General features: G+C 64.5%; 12 protein-coding genes and 2 pseudogenes. 6 read left to right on the top strand and 8 right to left on the bottom strand.

Annotated elements, in window-relative coordinates; translation table 11 throughout:
• Window positions 1-363: 363 nt before the first annotated feature.
• The 4 genes and pseudogenes from MPSD_RS28650 to MPSD_RS00405 form a co-directional block, all read left to right on the top strand.
• Window positions 364-1308, top strand: coding sequence for a beta-ketoacyl synthase N-terminal-like domain-containing protein (locus tag MPSD_RS28650; protein ID WP_232022704.1), 945 nt, complete (start codon window positions 364-366; stop codon window positions 1306-1308).
• Window positions 1309-1365: 57 nt separating this feature from the next.
• Complete coding sequence (locus MPSD_RS00415) at window positions 1366-3522, top strand: acyltransferase domain-containing protein (RefSeq protein WP_020785409.1); 2157 nt, start codon at window positions 1366-1368, stop codon at window positions 3520-3522.
• Window positions 3519-10063, top strand: a pseudogene (locus MPSD_RS00410) (amino acid adenylation domain-containing protein); the annotation flags it as partial. The gene MPSD_RS00415 and the pseudogene MPSD_RS00410, both read left to right, overlap by 4 nt.
• Window positions 10045-10377, top strand: a pseudogene (locus MPSD_RS00405) (ISAs1 family transposase); the annotation flags it as partial. The pseudogenes MPSD_RS00410 and MPSD_RS00405, both read left to right, overlap by 19 nt.
• Window positions 10378-10666: 289 nt before the next feature.
• Here the strand turns inward: MPSD_RS00405 and MPSD_RS00395 are convergent.
• On the bottom strand, window positions 10667-11326 hold the full coding sequence (locus tag MPSD_RS00395) for a class I SAM-dependent methyltransferase (protein ID WP_086085369.1): 660 nt from the start codon (window positions 11324-11326) through the stop codon (window positions 10667-10669).
• 141 nt (window positions 11327-11467) lie between these two features.
• On the opposite strand from MPSD_RS00395, the gene MPSD_RS00390 reads away from it, so the two are divergent.
• Window positions 11468-12070 (top strand): TetR/AcrR family transcriptional regulator, encoded by a 603-nt coding sequence (locus tag MPSD_RS00390; protein WP_020727602.1) that lies wholly within the window; start codon window positions 11468-11470, stop codon window positions 12068-12070.
• A gap of 147 nt (window positions 12071-12217) precedes the next feature.
• On the opposite strand, the gene MPSD_RS00385 is transcribed toward MPSD_RS00390, so the two are convergent.
• The gene (locus tag MPSD_RS00385; RefSeq protein WP_020785415.1) at window positions 12218-13984 is read right to left on the bottom strand and encodes a GNAT family N-acetyltransferase; all 1767 of its coding nucleotides are present in this window, start codon (window positions 13982-13984) and stop codon (window positions 12218-12220) included.
• 90 nt (window positions 13985-14074) lie between these two features.
• On the opposite strand from MPSD_RS00385, the gene MPSD_RS00380 reads away from it, so the two are divergent.
• Entirely contained in the window at window positions 14075-14854 is a 780-nt protein-coding gene (locus MPSD_RS00380; RefSeq protein WP_036426060.1) for an alpha/beta fold hydrolase, read from the top strand.
• A 128-nt stretch (window positions 14855-14982) separates the two neighbouring features.
• Here the strand turns inward: MPSD_RS00380 and MPSD_RS00375 are convergent, their stop codons facing one another.
• The 6 genes from MPSD_RS00375 to rpsF all read right to left on the bottom strand — a co-directional run bounded on the left by MPSD_RS00375 (window position 14983) and on the right by rpsF (window position 19820).
• On the bottom strand, window positions 14983-15642 hold the full coding sequence (locus tag MPSD_RS00375) for a maleylpyruvate isomerase family mycothiol-dependent enzyme (protein WP_020785417.1): 660 nt from the start codon (window positions 15640-15642) through the stop codon (window positions 14983-14985).
• A gap of 565 nt (window positions 15643-16207) precedes the next feature.
• Window positions 16208-17590, bottom strand: a complete 1383-nt coding sequence (dnaB, locus tag MPSD_RS00370; protein ID WP_012392079.1) for a replicative DNA helicase — start codon at window positions 17588-17590, stop codon at window positions 16208-16210.
• 531 nt (window positions 17591-18121) lie between these two features.
• Window positions 18122-18580, bottom strand: coding sequence for a 50S ribosomal protein L9 (gene rplI, locus MPSD_RS00365; protein WP_012392078.1), 459 nt, complete (start codon window positions 18578-18580; stop codon window positions 18122-18124).
• A 42-nt stretch (window positions 18581-18622) separates the two neighbouring features.
• Window positions 18623-18877 (bottom strand): 30S ribosomal protein S18, encoded by a 255-nt coding sequence (rpsR, locus tag MPSD_RS00360; protein ID WP_011738471.1) that lies wholly within the window; start codon window positions 18875-18877, stop codon window positions 18623-18625.
• A 45-nt stretch (window positions 18878-18922) separates the two neighbouring features.
• Window positions 18923-19438: a single-stranded DNA-binding protein gene (locus tag MPSD_RS00355; RefSeq protein ID WP_020785420.1), complete on the bottom strand. Its 516-nt coding sequence runs from the start codon at window positions 19436-19438 to the stop codon at window positions 18923-18925.
• A 91-nt stretch (window positions 19439-19529) separates the two neighbouring features.
• Window positions 19530-19820 carry a 30S ribosomal protein S6 gene (gene rpsF / locus MPSD_RS00350; protein WP_011738469.1) on the bottom strand — a complete coding sequence of 97 codons (291 nt, stop codon included), beginning with the start codon at window positions 19818-19820 and terminating at the stop codon, window positions 19530-19532.
• Window positions 19821-19901: the final 81 nt, after the last annotated feature.

Raw genomic sequence — 19901 nt, 5'->3', positions numbered from 1 at the left:
GGCAACTCCAGACCAACGACGAACAGTAACCAACTCGATCGTTCTCCAGATAGCCCGTGCCTACACTCCGGCCCCAATAGCGCGGCACCAAAGATCATCAACCCAGCTCACAAGCCTGCTAATCAACAACGCCGGAGCCCTGACATAAGGCCGAAGAGCCTCCGCGAGAAGCTGGCACGAGGTAGTCACGGCCACACCTGAGCCGCTGGCAAGCTCCCGAACCGAACTCGATCTGACGCGGTTCGCCAGGTTCGGTGACTCGGTGATGTCACGGCGAGGCTGGTCACGGCCTGGCGGCCAATTTGTGGTCGCCGGCTGCCCGGTTCACCAAATTAGGGGACCCGCTCTAAGAAAGGCATTTCGATGGCAAGCCAAGAGAAACTTCACACCTATCTCAAGCAGGTCGTCTTGGAACTCGAGAAGACGCGTAGGCGTTTGCGCGAGGTTGAGATGGGGGCTCGGGAACCGATCGCAATCGTGGGTATGGCTTGCCGCTACCCGGGCGGGCTGGAGTCACCCGCAGATCTGTGGTCGGCCGTTGCCGAAGGCCGTGACCTGATTTCGGAGTGGCCGTCGGATCGGGGGTGGTACGGCGAGCCCTATTTCGACGGGGAGTCTCAGACCAGCAGGTTGGGCGCACCGATCGGGGGGTTTCTGGCCGATGTGAGCGCCTTCGACGCGGAGTTTTTCGGACTCAGTTCGAGTGAGGCCTTGGCGATGCATCCACATCAGCGGCTCGCGCTCGAATGCGCCTGGGAGGCGTTCGAGCGCGGGGGTATCGATCCCTCGAGCGTCCGAGGTAGCGACACCGGGGTCTTCCTAGGTGTTACGTCGATTCCGTACGAAACACTGGGCGAAGGGGTGGACGGCGATAGTCCACTGATGGTGGCGGGCCATATGACGAGTATGGCTGCGGGGCGAATTTCCTATCTTTTCGGGCTCGAGGGACCAGCCATGGCGCTGGATACCGCTTGCTCGTCGTCGCTGGTTGCGATTCATCAAGCCGTCGGATCATTGAGATCGGGTGAGTGCTCGATGGCGCTTGCCGGGGGCGCATCGATCATGATGTCGCCACCGAGCTTCTTTGCCTTGGCGCAAGGCATGGCGTCGGCGAGCGACGTGCGGTGCAAGTCGTTTTCAGCGTCGGCCGACGGTGCCGGTTGGGGCGAAGGGTTGGGCCTGCTCCTGCTGGAGCGCCTGTCTGACGCCCGGCGAAATCAGCATCCGGTGTGGGCCGTGGTGCGCGGTAGCGCCGTCAAGCATGACGGCGCATCGAACGCTCCGCGGGCGCCCAACGGTCTTGCCTAGCAGCGGATTATCCGGCGAGCGCTACAGAATGCTGGTTTGGAGGAGGCCGGAGTCGACGTGGTCGAGGCGCACAGCCCGGGAACGCCGGTGGGCGATCTGGTCGAGGCCGAGGCGCTGATGGCGACATACGGTCAGCACCGGCCAGAGGGACGGCCGCTGTGGTTGGGTTCGCTCAAATCAAACACCGGACACACTTTGGCTGCGGCCGGCGTTGGCAGCGTCATCAAGATGGTGGAAGCGATGCGGCACCGCACCATTCCATTGACTTTGCACGTGAACGAGCCGACTCCGTATGTGGACTGGGCATCAGGGCGCATTCAGTTAGCGACTGAAACTCAGGAGTGGCCGCGACCGGACAACGCGCGCCGGGCCGCGATATCTGGCGTTGGAATGGGCGGGGTTAACGCACACATCATCATCGAAGAGGCCGTCGAGGAGCCCATGCCAGTGGGTCGGACGGCCTTATCGGACAGTGGCTGGGACGCAGCCTCTCCCGTCGGCCCGTGGATCATCACCGCAAAGTCCCCGGAGGCGCTGCTGGCGCAAGCCGCTCGGACGGTAGCGCATCTTGAGGATGATCCCGACCTACGGGCCATCGACATTGGATACTCGCTGGCTAGCACTCGGGCACAGTTTGCACATCGAGCGATAGTCGTCGGACGCGATCGCAACGAGTTGCTCAACGGGGTGCGATCACTTGTGGCTGGCGAATCTGACCCGGCGGTGGTGCGTGGTGTGGCTGGGCCGTCCGCCAAAACGGCAGCGTTCTTTCACGGCGAAGGGGCGCACTGGCTGGGCATGGGGCGCCAGCTGTACTCAATCTTCCCGTTGTACGCCAAAGCAATCGACGAAACCTGCGAAATACTGAGCAGTCTGATGGGCACGCCAGTTCGTGACCTCCTTTTTGCGTCGGCCGACTCGGAAAAGGGCAGCTTGCTGAGGCGACCCAGCTGCGCTCAGCCCGCACTATTTGCCGTGGAGACGGCGTTGTACCGGCTGGCGCAGTCCTGGGGTTTTCACCCCGACGTCGTTATGGGGTGTTCTGCGGGTGAGATCGCGGCCGGACATGCGGCGGGCCTGTGGTCATTGCAGGACGCGTGTGCTCTCGTGGTGGAGAGTGGCCGCCTGAGGCAGTCAATGGGTGATGCCGACACCACTGCTGTCAGCCCTGCCGCGGAGCTCTACGCAATTCCTCCGTTGGGTGCCAGCGAGCGTAGTGCCAACGGTGCGTCAGGCAACCACACCGGGGCGCAGTCGTCTGATGGGCAGGAAGCCACGTCCACCGAGCACCAGCAGGCGTCCTCCGCTGACGCGCTGCGAGCAGGCCTTTTCAAGCTCTGCGAGCGGCTCGATTACCGCCTTCCGGATACGCCCATTGTCTCAGCGCATACAGGAACGGTTGTTGATCCTAGCCTGGTCCGCACGCCGGAATATTGGGTAGAACAACTGATTTCACCGGTGCATCTCAAGAAGGCGATACGCCGGGCACGGAGTAGGGAAGACATCACCACTTTCCTGCAAATCGGTCCCGGGGTTCATCCTGCCGCCATGATCCACGGGATTTTCGAAGATGCTGATGGCAGTTCCTCCGGCGTCGTGATTCCGCCGTTGTTGCAGCCAGGCACGGATGAAGATGTCTCGTTTGTGAGCGGGCTGGCCACGGCGTACGCGAACGGGGCGCCAATCGATTGGGCTGGCGTGTACCGCGGTGCGGGAGCACGGCGAGTACCGTTGCCGACCTACGCTTTTCAGCGCACGCGACTATGGCTTGATGCGCAAGGCGGCGCAGGCCTGGCCGGGGCGGTCGATGCTCGGGCGTCGGCGGGACCGGTGCACGATGGTGCGCCCGTGTGCACCGAAATCGAGCGGACTGTGGCCGCGGCGATTGGGCAGGTTCTGGGCATCGCCCAAGGCAGCCGCGACGACGGGTTCCTGGCCCTCGGCGGCGACAGTGTCTCTGCAATGCGGCTGGCCGCGCGGGTTCGCGCGGAGGGCCTGCCGCTAACCCCGGAGCTGCTTTTCGAACACGCCACCGTCAGACAGGTCGCAGCGGCGCTGGAGGAGGCCGCCAACCAGGCCACGGACTGTGGCGCCCCGGGGTGCCTCGCCGCGGACCGCCAGTTCGAGGCCATGAGCGTGTCGGGACTGTCATCCGCGGAGCTGGCCGCACTGCCAGGACTGTTGGCGATGCTCGACCAGCCGAGGTCAGCATGACGCAGCCAACCAAGCCCGTCGTCGACATCGAGGACGTGATGACGCTCAGCCCACTTCAGCTGGGGCTGTTCGCGCTGGCCATGGCGAGTGGAGCCGCGTCCGACGACCCGTACACCGTCGCACTCGGCATCGATGTGCATGGTTCGCTGGACGTCGGCCTGTTACGCAGTTGCGCGTTGGCGATGCTGAAGCGCCACCCGAATTTGAGGGCTCGATTCCTCGGCCGCGGCTTGCCGCATCCAGTGCAGGTGGTGCCGTCCGAGGTGCAGTTGGAATGGGCGCGTGTCGAGGCCACGGCGGAGACGGCGGGTGCGCTGGAAGCGCAGGAGCGCAATCGCGGATTCGACCTGGAAATGGGTCCGGCGATCCGATTCTTGCTGATCGAGCTACCGGGCGACAGGTGGCGATTCTTGATTACCGCCCACCACATCGTGATCGGCGGCTGGTCCATCGCGCTGTTCGTCGATGAGCTACTCACGCTGTATGAAGCCGACTGCAACATCGACACGTTGCCGGCGCAGCCGCGACCGTATCGCGACTACATCGGTTGGCTCGAGCGCTGCGACGTTGAGCAAGGGCAACGGCAGTGGCGCGAGCATCTCGCCGGCCTGGCGGCGCCTACCCTGCTGGCGGCGGCGCCGCTCGGTAGCAGCGGTGTGCAGCCGGACAGCCTGCCCAAGAGTGCGCAGCTGACCCTGGACGAAGCGGCCACGACATCTTTGGTCGACGGTGCCCGCAGCCGCGGCGTGACGGTCAATACCCTGACGCAGCTGGCCTGGGCGCTGATGCTGTCGACGCTAACCGACCGCCGCGACGTGGTTTTCGGCGTCACGGTGTCGAGCAGACCCGCCGAGTTGGCCCGGGTGGAATCAATGGTCGGGCTTTTCGTCAACACCGTGCCACTGCGTGTGCGTCTCGACCCGAAGACCACTGTTGCCCAGCAATGCGCGTTGATACAACGCGATGCCGCCCGGCTGCGTGAGCATGCCTATCTGAGCCACTCGCAGATCCGGGCACTGGCCGGCATGGGCGACCTGTTTGACACCCTGCTGGTATTCCAGAACTTCCCATCCCTGGGTCTGGCCGACGGGAAGGCGCGAGCCGTAGGCGCGGCGAGGTTTGACTCCCTAACCGTGCAGAGTCCTACGCACTTCCCCGTCTGCATCACCGCTGAACTCACCGATGCTCGTTTGTCGCTGTCAATAGCAACAAATGCCAACGCATTCGGCGACATCACCGAATCGGCCCTGGGTGATCGCTTGGTGGTAGTACTGCAACGACTGTTGCCGATGTGGGACCGTCCGCTGCGCGACGTCAGCATGCTGCTTGACGGTCAGACCGACGGCGATACGGCCGTATCCGAGCATGCGCGGCTGGATGTGGTGGGTAATCGGGCGGTGTTGGCGGAGCCGTTGGTGGAGCCGGTGTCGGTTCCGGGGTTGTTCGCCGCGCAGGTGGCCAGCCGTGCTGAGGTGACGGCGTTGGTGTGTGGGGATCGGTCGTTGACCTATCGCGAGCTTGATCGGGCGGCTAATCGGTTGGCGCATTTGTTGGTTGATCAGGGTGTGGGTCCTGGTGATGTGGTCGGGTTGTTGTTGCAACGTTCGGTTGAGGCGGTCATCGCGATCTTGGCGGTACTCAAAAGCGGTGCAGCGTATTTAGCGATCGATGTCAATCATCCTGATGGGCGTATCGGGTTCATGATCGAGGATGCCGCGCCGGTAGCGGTGATCAGTACCACGGGGTTGGCGCAGCGGTTGGCGGGTTATCCGGTGGCGGTGATCGATATCGATGATCCCGCGATCGCGGCGTGCTATCCCGGCCATGAGTTGCCCTTTCCCAGCGCAGACAACATCGCGTATCTGATCTATACCTCGGGCACGACCGGCAAGCCCAAAGGCGTGGGGATCACCCACCACAACATCACCCAGTTGTTCACCTCGGTCGCCGCCACCGGATTCACCCCACCACCGGGACAAATCTGGACCCAATGCCACTCCTACGCCTTCGACCTGTCGGTCTTTGAAATGTGGGGTGCACTGCTGCATGGGGGCCGGTTGGTGGTGGTGCCCGAGTCGGTCACCGGCTCCCCGGCCGATCTGCATGCTCTGCTGGTGGCCGAACAGGTCGATGTGCTGGCGCAAACCCCCTCCGCAGTGGCGATGCTGTCGACGCAGGGTCTGGAATCGACGACGTTGGTGGTGGGAGGCGAGGCGTGTCCGGCCGAGGTGGTCGACACCTGGGCGCCCAGCCGCATGATGGTCAATCAATACGGCCCCTCGGAGACCACGATGTATGTGTCGATGAGTGCTCCGCTGGTCCCGGGCTCGGGGCCGGCGCCGATAGGTGTGCCGGTGCCCCGCGCCGCACTATTTGTGCTGGATGGCTGGTTGCGGCCGGTGCCGGCGGGGGTGGCCGGGGAGTTGTATGTGGCTGGTGCCGGGGTGGGGTGTGGGTATTGGCGCCGGTCGGGGTTGACCGCGTCGAGGTTTGTGGCGTGCCCGTTCGGGGCTGCGGGTGCGCGGATGTATCGCACCGGTGATGTGGTGCGTTGGGGCCCAGATGGGCAGTTGCAGTACGTGGGGCGCGCCGATGAACAGGTCAAGATCCGTGGCTATCGCATTGAGTTGGGCGAGGTGGCAGCGGCGTTGTCGCAGTTGGACGGGGTGGATCAGGCGGTGGTGATCGCTCGTGAAGACCGGCCCGGGGATAAACGGTTGGTGGGCTATCTCGTCGGTGGGTTAGAGCCGGGTCAGGCGCGGGCGGCGTTGGCGCAGGCGTTGCCGGCCTATATGGTGCCCGCCGCGGTCGTGGTGGTCGACAGTTTGCCGTTGACGGTCAACGGCAAGTTGGAAATTCGGGCCCTGCCGGCCCCGCACTACGGCGCCACCGGCAGTTACCGCGCCCCGGCCAGCCCGGTCGAACAAGTCCTCGCCGGCATCTACGCCCAAGTACTCGGACTAGACCGAGTCGCGGTAGACCAATCCTTTTTCGACCTGGGTGGGGATTCGTTGTCGGCGATGCGGGTAGTCGCTGCGATCAATAAGTCCTTGGGTGGGGATTTGTCGGTGCGGGCGTTGTTCGACGCGCCTACCGTCGGTGAGTTGGCGGCGTGTATCGGTCAGGGTTCGGGGCAGTGGACGCCGTTGGTGGCTGGTGAGCGTCCGGCGGTGGTTCCGTTGTCGTTTGCCCAGCAGCGGTTGTGGTTTATCGATCAGTTGCAGGGGCCTTCGGCGGTCTACAACATGGCGTGGTCGGCGCGGTTGTCCGGTGAGCTCGATGCCGCGGCGTTGGGTGCGGCGTTTGCTGATGTGGTGGGCCGTCATGAGAGCTTGCGGACGGTGTTTCGTGCGGTGGCGGGGGTGGCTGAGCAGTTGGTGCTGGGCGTCGAGCAGGTCGATGTGCGGTGGCAGATCATCGATGCTCAGGGTTGGTCGTCAAGGCGGCTGGCTGCGGCCCTCGAACAGCAAGCACGGCATTGTTTTGATTTGGCGGTCGAGATTCCGTTGCGGGCGAGCCTGTTTCGCGTCACTGACGACGAGCACGTGTTGGTGGTGGTGGCTCACCATATCGCCGCTGACGGGTGGTCGCTGCGGTCGCTGGTCACTGATTTGGGAGTGGCTTATGCCAGTCGGTGTGCGGGGCGGGCGCCGGGTTGGGCGGGGCTGGCGGTGCAGTATGTCGATTACACGTTGTGGCAGCGCACCAACCTGGGTGAGTTGACCGATAGCCACAGTGGTATCGCCGGGCAGCTGAGGTATTGGGAAAAAGCTCTCGAGGGGATGGCCGAACGGTTGCAGTTGCCCACCGATCGGGCCTATCCGCGGGTGGCTGACCATCGCGGTAGCGGTGTGGATGTCCAGTGGCCCGCCCAGCTGCAGCAGCAGGTTGCCCGGGTAGCGCGTGAGCATCACGCGACGAGCTTCATGGTGATCCAGACCGCCCTGGCGGTGCTGCTGGCCAAGCTCAGCGGCAGCTCTGATGTGGCAGTCGGGGTTCCGGTGGCCGGCCGTGGAGATCCGGCCCTCGATGAGTTGGTGGGCGTGTTCGTCAACACGGTGGTGCTGCGGGTTCAGGTGGCCGGTGACCCCACCTTCGCCCAACTGCTAGCGCAGGTACGCACCCGCAGCTTGGCAGCCTTCGAGCATCAAGACGTGCCCTTCGAGGTGCTGGTGGAGCGGCTCAACCCGGTGCGGTCGTTGACCCATCATCCGCTGGTCCAGGTGGTGTTGGCGTGGCAAAACGACATATCGGCGGAGCTGGTGTTAGACGGTCTCGACGTCGAATTCGCGCCGGTACACACCCAAACCGCCCGGATGGATCTGGTGTTTTCACTGGGTGAACGTTTCACCGATACCGGTGCACCCGCCGGGATCGGCGGGGGTGTGGAGTTTCGCACCGATGTGTTCGACGCGGCCAGTATCGCTGCGTTGATCGAGCGGTTGCAGCGGGTGGTGGTGGCGATGGTCGCTGATCCGGATCGGCGGTTGTCGTCGGTGGATCTGCTTGATGCGCCGAGCATGCGCGGCTGGATGTGGTGGGTAATCGGGCGGTGTTGGCGGAGCCGTTGGTGGAGCCGGTGTCGGTTCCGGGGTTGTTCGCCGCGCAGGTGGCCAGCCGTGCTGAGGTGACGGCGTTGGTGTGTGGGGATCGGTCGTTGACCTATCGCGAGCTTGATCGGGCGGCTAATCGGTTGGCGCATTTGTTGGTTGATCAGGGTGTGGGTCCTGGTGATGTGGTCGGGTTGTTGTTGCAACGTTCGGTTGAGGCGGTCATCGCGATCTTGGCGGTACTCAAAAGCGGTGCAGCGTATTTAGCGATCGATGTCAATCATCCTGATGGGCGTATCGGGTTCATGATCGAGGATGCCGCGCCGGTAGCGGTGATCAGTACCACGGGGTTGGCGCAGCGGTTGGCGGGTTATCCGGTGGCGGTGATCGATATCGATGATCCCGCGATCGCGGCGTGCTATCCCGGCCATGAGTTGCCCTTTCCCAGCGCAGACAACATCGCGTATCTGATCTATACCTCGGGCACGACCGGCAAGCCCAAAGGCGTGGGGATCACCCACCACAACATCACCCAGTTGTTCACCTCGGTCGCCGCCACCGGATTCACCCCACCACCGGGACAAATCTGGACCCAATGCCACTCCTACGCCTTCGACCTGTCGGTCTTTGAAATGTGGGGTGCACTGCTGCATGGGGGCCGGTTGGTGGTGGTGCCCGAGTCGGTCACCGGCTCCCCGGCCGATCTGCATGCTCTGCTGGTGGCCGAACAGGTCGATGTGCTGGCGCAAACCCCCTCCGCAGTGGCGATGCTGTCGACGCAGGGTCTGGAATCGACGACGTTGGTGGTGGGAGGCGAGGCGTGTCCGGCCGAGGTGGTCGACACCTGGGCGCCCAGCCGCATGATGGTCAATCAATACGGCCCCTCGGAGACCACGATGTATGTGTCGATGAGTGCTCCGCTGGTCCCGGGCTCGGGGCCGGCGCCGATAGGTGTGCCGGTGCCCCGCGCCGCACTATTTGTGCTGGATGGCTGGTTGCGGCCGGTGCCGGCGGGGGTGGCCGGGGAGTTGTATGTGGCTGGTGCCGGGGTGGGGTGTGGGTATTGGCGCCGGTCGGGGTTGACCGCGTCGAGGTTTGTGGCGTGCCCGTTCGGGGCTGCGGGTGCGCGGATGTATCGCACCGGTGATGTGGTGCGTTGGGGCCCAGATGGGCAGTTGCAGTACGTGGGGCGCGCCGATGAACAGGTCAAGATCCGTGGCTATCGCATTGAGTTGGGCGAGGTGGCAGCGGCGTTGTCGCAGTTGGACGGGGTGGATCAGGCGGTGGTGATCGCTCGTGAAGACCGGCCCGGGGATAAACGGTTGGTGGGCTATCTCGTCGGTGGGTTAGAGCCGGGTCAGGCGCGGGCGGCGTTGGCGCAGGCGTTGCCGGCCTATATGGTGCCCGCCGCGGTCGTGGTGGTCGACAGTTTGCCGTTGACGGTCAACGGCAAGTTGGAAATTCGGGCCCTGCCGGCCCCGCACTACGGCGCCACCGGCAGTTACCGCGCCCCGGCCAGCCCGGTCGAACAAGTCCTCGCCGGCATCTACGCCCAAGTACTCGGACTAGACCGAGTCGCGGTAGACCAATCCTTCTTCGACCTAGGCGGCAACAGCATCCTGGCGATGCGGGTGGCGTCCGCGATCGAGAAGTTTCTGGGTGTGGACCTGCCGGTGCGGCTGATGTTCGAGGCTCCAACTGTTGAAAGCCTCAGCAGACAGTTGGAATTACCCTACAGCTCAGTCGAATTGGCTCCCGTCGAGCTGCTCAAGCAGGGCGCTGGAACGCCCCTGTTTTGCCTGCCGCCTGGTGGCGGGCTCAGTTGGATATATCGGAATCTGGGCGCCTATCTGGACTGCCCGATCATCGGCATTCAACAAGTTCCGTCAGATCAGGAAGTAGAACCCAGATCGGTTGGGGACATGGCACGACGCTATGTCGACATGATTCAGGCGAATCACCCTGATGGCGCACCGACCAGCGCAGCGTGGAGGTGGTCTATGCCATCTGCAGCCTGCCGTTCGAGCACGCCCGCCCTACCGCGATCATGACCTGGATGCGTCAACACTGGGGAATCGAGAACAGCCTGCACTGGATACGCGACGTCACCTTCGACGAAGACCGTCAAAGGGCACATACCGGAAACGGCGCACAGGTCCTAGCAACGCTACGCAACACCGCGATCAATCTGCACCGCCTCAACGGCGCCGACAACATCGCCGAAGCCTGCCGGATCACCGCTTTGACCGCCAACCGCCGCCTAGACCTCCTCAATCCACAATTCCCCAGCTCACAAGCCTGCTAATCAACAACGCCGGAGCCCTGGGATCCCCCTGGCCCCTTCGCAGATACCGCCGCGAACCCTCAATCCCGATTTTGGGGCCAACCTGTTGCACGACCTGTCTCAGGCGTACACCGTGGTGTTCGTATACGCCAGCGTGGTCATGCTAGTGACTTTTCTCCCTGCGGTGTTTCTGCCCATGAGGGCCGCCATCACGTCGGCCCCATTGCGTGAGCCCATAGACCCGGAGTTCCCTGAGATGGCGGCCCGTGGGCGTCCGAGGTGAATGCGTTCTCGGGTGGCTCAGTCATCCTCAGCCCTTGTGCGCGAGGAGAAGAAATCCCGGGAACATCAACCGGCCCTTGTCGTCTCGCTGCGCCTCGACGCCCGGCGCAGACCCCGCCGCCAGCTGCACATCATTGGCATAGAGCGTGGCCGGGCGCACTTCATCGACGGTCCATTGCGTTGCCACCGTGTCGCGCAGCTCTTCGGCGGTGAAACCGTTAGGACCTGGCATCCCATCGCCAAATGGCCGCTGGGCAAACGCCAGGATGAACAGTCCCGCACCCGGAGCCGCCGCCCGGTGGATGGCCTGCACGTAGGCCTGGCGGCGCTGCACGGGCAGGGCGTGCAGTAATCCGCTGTCCATCACCGTGTTGAACCTGCCGTCGTATCCGTCGAAGGCAGTGACATCGGCCGCAGCGAAGGTGGCCGTGGTCAGTCCTCGCTCGGCCGCCGCCGCACTGGCGGTGGCGATGGCGGTCGCGCTGGCGTCGAGGCCCACGACCGAATACCCTTGCGCGGCAAGCGCAAGGGACAGTTCAGCCTCCCCGCATCCAGCGTCGAGAACCTCGCTGCGCACCTTGGCCCCTTCGATGAGAGCGGCCAGTTCCGGCTGCGGTGCACCGATGCTCCAGGGCGGCCGAACGTCTTGCCGGTAGGTGCTGTCCCAATCCATCCGCGGTTCTGTCACGTGGGGGTCCTTCCCTAGCGGGTTTCTTCGGTCTGACGGCCACGTAGGGGCCTTCCGCAAGGGTGGACGATTTCGCACCGATTGTCTACTTTTACTGATCCGGGGCATAATCGCTCACACAACGACGCGGAAGAGGCACTGGTGACTATCGGAGAACAGGTTCCCGAAGGCCCCGTCGAATCCGTACCGAGCACCGAACGCAAGGGGCAACGGACCCGGCGGCGCATCCTCGATGCCGCTCGCGCTGTCTTCGCCGAGGTCGGCTACGAACGCGCCACGATACGGGGCATCGCCGCCGCTGCGGGCGTGGACAAGTCCTCGATCATCAAATACTTCGGCACCAAGCAGGCGCTGTTTCACGAAGCCGTGCATTGGGACATCCCGGTGGCCGAACTGAGCACCGACGACGCGGGGCAAACGACCGAAAACTACGCACGCGCCATGCTTACTGCCTGGGCCGCCGATCCCAATAGCCCCATGGCCGTGCTGCTGCGCACCAGCATGACCAGCGAAGACGCCGCTGACATCCTGCGCAGGCACATCACCACGCAGGGCGTGGACGCGGTAGCGGCCACCATCGACGCCACCGACGCCAGGCTGCGTGCCGCGGTGGCCGGCGCCATCTTGATGGGCATCGCCAGCCAGCGGTTCATTCTGCGGATGCCCGATTTGGTCAACGCCGACATCGACGACATCCTGCGACTTGTTACACCGCTGCTGCGCTCGTTGATCGACCCCGAATAACCGGGTGAATAGGACCTCGGAGCTACCCTCGCGCCCCCTGACATGGCGACGCAGCCTTGCTGCGGATCGTGGCGCATGTCATCGAAGAATCGCTGGTCGCACCGGTGTCTTCAAGAACCCCACCGAGCACGAGCGCAGACACCGGACTCAGATGGTGCGTTTCAGCCCGACGTGGGCAGCGTGGTACCCGAGCCGGCGATAGAACGCCCGAGCCCTTTCGCGTGCCTCGTCCGTGGTCACCTGCGCCAACTGCGCCCCGTGAGCTCGGCCGTAGTTGTGTGCCCACTCGACGAGTGCGGTACCGAGGCCCTGTGCGCGTTCGGCTTTGGCGACCCGTAATCCCTCGATCTGCAGCCGAGTGGCGCCGCCGCGGGACAGGCCGGGAATGATGGTCAATTGCACGGTCGCGACGACCATGTCGGAACCGTTCAGGACGACTCCGAGATAGTTGGATCGGTTGCGGACGAGGACGTCGTAGGCCGCCTCGTAGCGTTCGAGTCCGGCGCCTTCGCGATCCTGACCGAATTCGTCGTCGGAGAGCAGCTCGGCGATCACTCCCACGTGTTCGCGCGTCGCGCGCTGCACCCGGAAGGTGCGCCCTGCTACCCGCAACAGTCCTCGCACCGAGGACTGCGCCAGTGCCTGCAGGCGCGCCACCAGCAGGTCCAGCCAGGACCCCACGTTGGTTCGCGCCTCCGCGTTATCTGGGTAGCGGCATCGCAGATGCAGGCCGGATTCGTCCTGAATGAACCAGAGCATGACGCCGTCGGTGTGGATCCTCGCGCTCACATACTGGGCGTCGAGTCCGACCGAGTCGATGCGCACCGGAAGTCTAAGTTGGTCCAGCCAGGAGATGGCGAACATGCCAGGCGCCATTGGCATTCCGCCCCACGGAGCCAGTACGTCGGCGAGTGGCCAGGAACCAAGCTGCACCGCTTCTTTGACGGCGGCGGCCGCGGCGTTCGGCTCGACGACCGCGGACTCCAGCACCGAATTGGTGATGAACCAGCCGACCGAGTCGTGCCACTTTTCTTCAAATCGGCTGTGCACGGGGAAGACTGCGCGCAGCGGCGCTCCCGCCAACTCGCGGGTTACCGCAGTCATGGCGACCACCGCGAGTGCCAACGTCGAGACGCCGTCATTGCGTGCCTGCGCGGCGAACGCGGCGCCGTCATCGACATCGAACACATCACGCACTTCGACGCGTTCCGGATGCGGCCCAGACTCACCCAACGGCAGCGGAAACCGCGGCATGACCCCACCACTGTCGCTGATGATTTGGGCCCACCGCGCACGCACGCGATCCGGCGCCGGGGGACGGTCCAGTAGCGCTTGGGTGTGCACCACAAACGCGGGCCGCGGCTGCAGAGACGACGTACGTCCGGTCCTCGCGTCGGCGAGCATCGACAACAGGTCCCGGGCAATCACGAGCATCGACCACATGTCCACATGTGCGTGGTCGGCAGCGATGACCACCGTCAATCCGGCGGCAGTCTCCAACACGCAGAGCCGATGTGAGGGCCGCTGATAGGGCGAACACGTCGCGTTGAGAACTACTCGCAGTGCGTCGTTGACCTCCTGGCCCGCGGCGATCTCATGCTCGACCCACTTGCCGGGTTGAACATCGATCTCATGCAGCTGCGGATCGCCGTCCGCCCCGAGTGTGAATGCCGTTCGCAGAGTGCCATGGCGGGCGATCACGCCCAGCCACGCATCGGCCAGCGATTGCCGGCTGACCCCAGCCGGCAATCGAATGGACAGAGCCATCCAGGAGCCGGGTCGCGCACCCTCGGCTACGTGTATGCGCTGGTCAAAAGACATCGGAAGCTGCCGACCGAGGTCAGACACCGACACGTCATAGCCCCAGAGTCGTCCGAACGGTAGCCGCAAGTGCGCCACGTTGGTCAGCCGCATGGCGGCACCCTAACGCCCCAGATAGCCTGAATGCTCAGTCAGCGCGGTCGGCTCCGGGACGAGTCGGCCGATCGTGAAAAGAGTCGCGCGATGTCCACTTTCGTGGTATCGGGAGCAGAGCTTGCGGTAGAGCTGAGCGACGAAGGTGGTCACCCGGTAGTTCAACTGCACGGACTTACCTCCAGCCGGGCGCGTGACCGGGTGCTCAATCTTGACCTCGGCAGGGGGCTCAGCGGGACCCGCTTGCTGCGCTACGACGCACGCGGCCACGGCAAGTCGACCGGGCGCAAGGTTCCCCAAGATTACCGGTGGGAACGCCTTGCCGAGGATCTTCTACGGCTGCTCGACAAATGGTTTCCCGGCGAACAGGTACATGGGGTCGGCCCATCCATGGGTACCGGCACACTGCTGCACGCTGCCGCCCGCGAGCCGGACCGCTTCGCCGGTCTCACGCTGATGGTGCCGGCCACCGCGTGGCACACCCGGCCCGCGCAGGCCGCCAATTACCGGGTGGCGGCCGAGATCATCGAAACCGAGGGAGTCGGGGCATTCATCGCCTGGGGGCGTGCGGCGACTCCGCCACCAGCCACGGTCGGCGCGCCCGAAACAGTTCCCGATGTCACCGAGGCGTTGCTGCCATCACTGTTTCGCGGTGCGGCTCTCAGCGACCTTCCCACCAGTGAAGCCCTAGCACGAATCGATGTGCCGACCACGATCCTGGCCTGGATCAACGACCCGGCGCATCCGCTGTCGACCGCGGAATCACTTGCCGCACTGCTGCCGCAGTCGACGCTCACCGTGGCGCACACCCCGGCCGATGTCGTGACCTGGCCCAAGATCCTCAGCCAAGACGTCGCCCGCAGAGGCTGACACCGCCGCGCGCTCAGGTCAGGAGCCGTCTCGCCCCAGCCGCGCCATCACCAGGGGGGTCACCGCAACGCGCTCGTCGGATTGAACAACCCGCGTGCCGCACGGAATTGGCGGATCCGCTCTCACTGCTACCGCGGACGAGACCGCGCGCGATCATGGGTCCGGCGTTGTCTGCGGGCGAGCCGCCGAGCCAGCACCTGCTGCCCGGGGCCGGCCAGCTCCCCGATGGCACTGTGCCGACCGGAGACCGCCATCAGCACGGCTTCCGCCGATCCGGTCAGCTCTGGTCCGCTGCCGTGACTCCAGTCCAGGTCGCTCGTGGTCAGGCGTACACCGCGGGCCAGGTGCCACCCTGGCAGCTCGGGGGTGCGCAGGCTGTCACCCAGCACGCAACGCAGCCGTTCGGCCGGGATCTGGCGCGGCAGACCGAGCGGGCGGCGGATGTCTTGATGATGGATGGTGACGTCGAGCAGCGCGAGCCGGCCTCCGAAGGTCGTGGCCAGCCCCCGCGGCCGCAGCCGAGCCCGCAGTTGGTCGAGCAGCTGTTCGGTGCTCAGCGATGCGAGTTCGTCGACCCACACCTGGTTGGCGTCAATGATCCGACCGCGGATGACACGGCCAAACATGCCGAGCAGACTGGCGTCGTCGAAGCTCATCACATGAGCGACCACGTCGCGCACCCGCCAGCGCTCACACAATGACTGCGCCTCCCACTGCTCGGGCGTCAAAGTCGCCAGCAGATCGGCCAGCTCTGTCCGCTCGGCGGTGGCCATCTCGAGACCGTCCACGGGATCAACTCTGCCACGCCGACCCTCGGTGGCCGTCCGATAAGTGCTCCTGCCCTGCGCGCCAGCGGAATTCACGCCACGGATACGCCGCTGCGAGGGCAGCGAGCCCGGATTTCATCCTCGCCGTGGGTACGGCCTGCCGCGCCTACCGCACAACAACTGGGCTGCTGGGCACGCAGAGCCGCTAAGCTCCCTGTCATCCCCGCGCACAGCCATCACTCATCGCCCCCCCTGACACTGCAGATCGGGCGCATCGAGCGCGGACGTCCCATGGCAGTCACAGCCGCCGGCGAGCGAGTCCTCGATTCAGCCGCGTTGACAAGTTCGTCGATCCTGGCCGCAGTCCACTGAGCCACTGGTGGTCGACGCATTGCCTCCATTGCGACCCAGGGCGATCACCTCGGCCCGGCAATCGAATCAAGCTGCTTCGGTGAGCTGATCGTCACATGGCTGCGGGCGAGGCCCTCGGATTCGTCGACCCGCCGGCGTGCTTCACGAACTTGGCGGATCCGCCATCGCGCGCGAGATTCCGCCACGATCCGTGAGACCAAATAGCTGCCGCGGCTCATCTGGCCATGTTGGCAAAGCGCGACAGGTGCAACTGGTGCGCGACGGTCACCGTCTTAGTCGGACCGTTCCGGTGCTTGGCCAGAATGAAATCCGCTTCTCCCCCACGTGGGTCGTCCCGCTCGAATGCATCCGGGCGGTTGAGCAGAATGACCATGTCGGCGTCCTGCTCCAGCGAGCCCGACTCACGCAGGTCCGAAAGCATCGGCTTCTTGTCGGTACGTTGCTCGGGACCACGGTTGAGCTGGCTGATCGCGACCACCGGGACCTCGATCTCTTTGGCCAAGAGCTTCAGATGCCGGGAGAACTCCGAGACTTCCACCTGCCGCGACTCGTGCTTCTTGCCGGAGGTCATCAGCTGCAGATAGTCGACGACCACGAGCTTCAGGTTCGCCTTCTGGCGCAGTCTGCGCGCCTTGGCCCGGATCTCCATCATGGTCAGGTTCGGCGAGTCATCGATATACAGCGGCGCCTCGCTGATCTCGCTCATCCGACGCGCCAGCCGGGTCCAGTCATCGTCGGTCATCCGGCCCGAACGCATGTCGGCGAGTTTGATTTTCGCCTCCGCTGACAGCAATCGCATCACGATCTCGGTCTTGCTCATTTCCAGCGAGAAGATGACGCTGGCCATCTGGTGCTTGATCGAGCAGGAGCGCATGAAGTCCAGGCCCAACGTGGACTTGCCCACACCCGGCCGCGCCGCGACGATGATCATCTGCCCCGGGTGCAGGCCGTTGGTCACCTCATCGAGTTCGGTGAATCCGGTCGGCACACCGCGCGAGATCCCACCGTTGGAAGCGATGGCGTCGATCTCGTCCATCGTTGGCTGCAGCAGATCTTCCAGCGGCACGAAATCCTCGGACAGCCGCCGATCGGCGACGTCGTAGATCTCGGCCTGCGCGCGGTCGACCACCTCGGCCACATCGGCGCCCTCGGCACCGGCATAGCCGTATTGCACCACCCGCGTGCCGGCCTCCACCAGACGGCGCAGCAGCGCCTTCTCGCCGACGATGCCCGCGTAGTAGCCGGCGTTGGCGGCGGTCGGCACCGTTGAGATCAGGGTGTGCAAATAGGGCGCACCGCCGATACGCCGCAGCAGGCCGCGCCGATCCAACTCGGCGGCCACCGTCACCGCGTCGGCCGGCTCCCCGCGCCCATAGAGATCCAGAATGGCGTCATAAATGTTCTGGTGAGCCGGACGGTAGAAGTCACCGGGCCGCAGCCGCTCCAGCACATCGGCGACGGCGTCCTTGCTCAACAGCATCCCGCCCAGCACCGACTGCTCCGCGGCGAGATCCTGCGGCGGCTGCCGGCCGAAGTCTTCACTCGGCGGCGGGGCATCCATGTTGTCCGAGTGCGCGAGGTCGTCAACGACAGCCATTGGCTCTCACCTCCTCCGAAATAAGCATCCGAACGTACATTCGATCGCTGAGTTTCAGAGCGTAAGTCACCGCACCGACAACCCCCACTCCCACACACCCATCGCCTTGCGACGGGACGATGGTAGACGTTGCTGGCGAGTACTCCAAGTGCCTGCTGTTTATGAACCTGTGCATCGTGTGTGCATATCCATTGACGCCGGTGGTGAGGGGGGTATGGAAAACCTGTGGATCAAGGCCGACCTTCTATACATCACTGCAGGTGACCGCTATCCAACGCCAGACATTCAGTGTGGACAAGAATCTCTTCGGCGTGTCGGGTCAGGTTACTGCGTCGGGCGTGTTGGTTTTCGCCGAGATTTTCCCCAAGTTAATCAGTGGTAACGAGGCACGTCCGAAACCATGCTCTGGAAAGTTCGCCAGCCGGGCACCGCCGCATCGCGCTTCCCAGCTATCTCGGATATGGCTCCGAGCAGCACAAAACCCGGTGGCGGCCACTGGCCGCCACCGGGGACATTGCTTGTTAGTGCGGGCTAGCTTTCCGCGACCACGTCGACGGAGAGCTCCACCTCGATCTCGGGGTGCAAATGCATCACCACGGGATGGGTGCCCACCGCCTTGATGTGGGCCTTAGGCAGCCGCACGATCCGCTTGTCGAGGTTCGGCCCGCCCGCCTTCTTGATGGCGGCCACGACGTCACCAGCGGTGACCGAGCCGAACAGCTTGCCGGAGTCGGCAGCCGTCTTCACCGGCAACGCGACCGAGCCGAGCGCCTGGATGGCGGTCTTGATCTCGTTGGCGTGTTCGCGGTCGCGTACCGCCTTGGTCTCGCGGGACCGGCGGATCTCATCGGCCTGCTTCTGCGCACCTCGCGAGGCGACGATCGCCATCCCGCGCGGTAGTAGGAAGTTGCGGCCGTACCCGTCCTTGACCTCGACTGTGTCGCCGACGGAACCGAGGTGGTCGACGTCAGCCGTCAGTATCAGCTTCATCGTTATACGTACTTTCGTTGGGCTTTCAGCGATTACCGTCGATTACCGCGCCGACGAGGTGAAGGGCAGCAACGCGACCTCGCGAGCGTTCTTCACCGCCAGGGCGATGTCACGCTGGTGCTGCACACAGTTGCCGGTGACCCGGCGGGCACGGATCTTGCCGCGCTCACTGATATAGGTCCGCAGCAGCGCGGTGTCCTTGTAGTCGATTGCTTGGTCTTTCTTGGCGCAAAAGACGCATTTGCGCGTCTTGACCGGCTTCTCCGGAGCCGGACGACGCTTGTTGGACTTGGCCATGTGTCTGTTTCTTTCCGTTTCTTACTGGTCTGAAATTCTGTTGGTTCAGAAGGGCGGTTCGTCGTCGCCGCCGAACGAACCCGATGCCGGGGCACTGCCCCACGGGTCGTCGCCCCCTGCCGGGCTGCTGGCCTGCGCGGGCGCCTGACGCGCCCCACCGCCACCGCCACCGCCGAAGCCGCCACCACCGCCGCCGCGGCTGGCCTTGTTGAGCTTGGCGGTGGCGTACCGAAGCGACGGTCCGATCTCCTCGACCTCGACCTCGACGACGGTGCGCTTCTCGCCCTCACGGGTTTCGAAGGACCGCTGCTTGAGCCGCCCGCTGACAATCACGCGCGCTCCCCGGGTAAGGCTTTCTGCGACGTTCTCAGCGGCCTCACGCCAGATGTTGCAGCGCAGGAACAGCGCCTCGCCGTCCTTCCACTCACCGCTTTGGCGGTCATAGATCCGCGGCGTGGAAGCCACGGTGAAATTCGCGACGGCCGCACCCGATGGCGTAAAACGCAATTCGGGGTCAGCGGTCAGGTTTCCAACAACGGTGATAGTGGTGTCACCAGCCACAATTTCCTCCTGGATCCGCCTGGCGGGTAGTCATGAGCATGTCTTAGCGAGCCTGCACACGAGCCTATGCAACGGCGCTGACAGCGGACAGTCAGCGCTTGTCGGCGCGCATCACCTTGGTGCGCAGCACCGACTCGTTCAGGCTCAGCTGGCGGTCGAGCTCAGATACCGTCGCCGGGGCGGCCTTCACGTCGATGACAGCGTAGATGCCTTCGGCGTGCTTGGCGATTTCGTAGGCCAGGCGCCGCCGGCCCCAGATGTCGACCTTGTCGACCGTTCCGCCGTCTTTCCGGATGACATTCAAGAACGTCTCCAGGGACGGGGCAACAGTACGTTCGTCGAGCGTTGGGTCAAGGATGACCATGATTTCGTATGGACGCATGGGAACCTCATCACCTCCTCTGGTCTGCACGGCCACGGTAGTTCCGCGGCAGAAGGGTCGCCTGCGTCGGCAACCGCATCA

This window comes from Mycobacterium pseudoshottsii JCM 15466, assembly GCF_003584745.1.
Taxonomy (GTDB): domain Bacteria; phylum Actinomycetota; class Actinomycetes; order Mycobacteriales; family Mycobacteriaceae; genus Mycobacterium; species Mycobacterium marinum.
The sequence above is the reverse complement of the archived record's forward strand: the minus strand, read 5'-3'. Positions and strand labels throughout refer to the sequence as shown.

What these genes read in the sequence shown, in the direction of transcription:
- MPSD_RS00380 (WP_036426060.1), top strand. Translation starts at nt 14,075, where the DNA reads ATGTCCACTTTCGTGGTATCGGGAGCAGAGCTTGCGGTAGAGCTGAGC.
- rplI (WP_012392078.1), bottom strand. Translation starts at nt 18,580, where the DNA reads ATGAAGCTGATACTGACGGCTGACGTCGACCACCTCGGTTCCGTCGGC.
- dnaB (WP_012392079.1), bottom strand. Translation starts at nt 17,590, where the DNA reads ATGGCTGTCGTTGACGACCTCGCGCACTCGGACAACATGGATGCCCCG.
- MPSD_RS00385 (WP_020785415.1), bottom strand. Translation starts at nt 13,984, where the DNA reads ATGCGGCTGACCAACGTGGCGCACTTGCGGCTACCGTTCGGACGACTC.
- rpsF (WP_011738469.1), bottom strand. Translation starts at nt 19,820, where the DNA reads ATGCGTCCATACGAAATCATGGTCATCCTTGACCCAACGCTCGACGAA.
- MPSD_RS28650 (WP_232022704.1), top strand. Translation starts at nt 364, where the DNA reads ATGGCAAGCCAAGAGAAACTTCACACCTATCTCAAGCAGGTCGTCTTG.
- rpsR (WP_011738471.1), bottom strand. Translation starts at nt 18,877, where the DNA reads ATGGCCAAGTCCAACAAGCGTCGTCCGGCTCCGGAGAAGCCGGTCAAG.